Source organism: bacterium, from assembly GCA_024226335.1.
Classification (GTDB): Bacteria; Myxococcota_A; UBA9160; order SZUA-336; family SZUA-336; genus JAAELY01.
Window position 1 is genome coordinate 1 of sequence record JAAELY010000070.1, and the last position, 1024, is coordinate 1024.

The window sequence follows — 1024 nt, forward strand, 5'->3', positions numbered from 1 at the left end:
ATGCTGGCTCTCGTAGCGGTGCCAGGGCGTATCGCCCGGCTCCAGCCCATGGCCGATATCGGGCTTGGCGTCACGCTTCAGCGCCTTGAACCAGGCCGCGCGCTTCGGATCCTCTTCTTGTGCGGTGATGTAGGCTGCGATCAGCCGGGCCTGATAATCGGCGATCTGCCACACTCCGCCTTCGGCCGGCTCGAATAGGCCGCAGACGAAGAAATCGTCCCATTCGCGGTGGAAGGTATGGATGAAGAGCTTCGGCCAGCCCTTCTCGTCCAACACATAAGAGGCGTCCATGAAGGGGAAATGGACACGAAAGCCCGTGGCCCAAATTAAGAGATCCACCTCCTCGGACGTGTCGTCGTCGAAATAGACGTGGCTACCCTCGAGCCGCGCAATGCCGGGCTTCGTTGCGATGCGCGCATGAACCACGTGATCGAGATAGGTGGTGCAGGCTGTGGGGTGCGCCTCGAAGAGATCGTGATCCGGCTTTTCCAAACCGTAACGCTCGTGGGAGCCGATCAAGATCCACATCCTGAGCTTGTAGACCCCATACATAAAGCGCCGCGGCAAAGGCAGTTTGCTCAAGCGGTCGATGACCGCATCGGTCGGTTTGCCGAACAGCATTTTCGGGAAGAAGTAATAGGTGCGCCGCATGGAGTGGATCGCGGCCTTCCCGTCCTGCGCGGCGTCGCCCAAAATATCGACGGCCGAATTGCCGACCCCGACCACGAGCACGCGCTTGTCCTTGATCTGTGCCTTCGCCTTCATGTCGTGCGAGTGCAGCATCTCCCCGTCGAACGTGCCCGGATAGTCCGGAGGATGCGGGTGCCAGTGATGACCATTGGCGACCACGACCCCGTCGTAATGACGTGGGTCGGCCTCGTCCTCGATCTGCACGCGCCAGCCTTCGCCGGCGCGTTGGATGTCGGCGCGCTCGATTTCCGCGACACGGGTATTGAAGGTGATGCGGTCGTAGATGCCGAACTCCGCGGCATAGGCCCGCAGATATTCTTGCGCTTGGGCCGCG

The 1024-nt window shown here is 61.2% G+C and carries 1 protein-coding gene; it reads right to left on the minus strand.

From position 1 onward, the window contains the following. The coding region (locus GY725_03140; GenBank protein MCP4003171.1) for an NAD(P)-binding domain-containing protein at positions 1–1024 on the minus strand (1024 nt) is incomplete at both ends.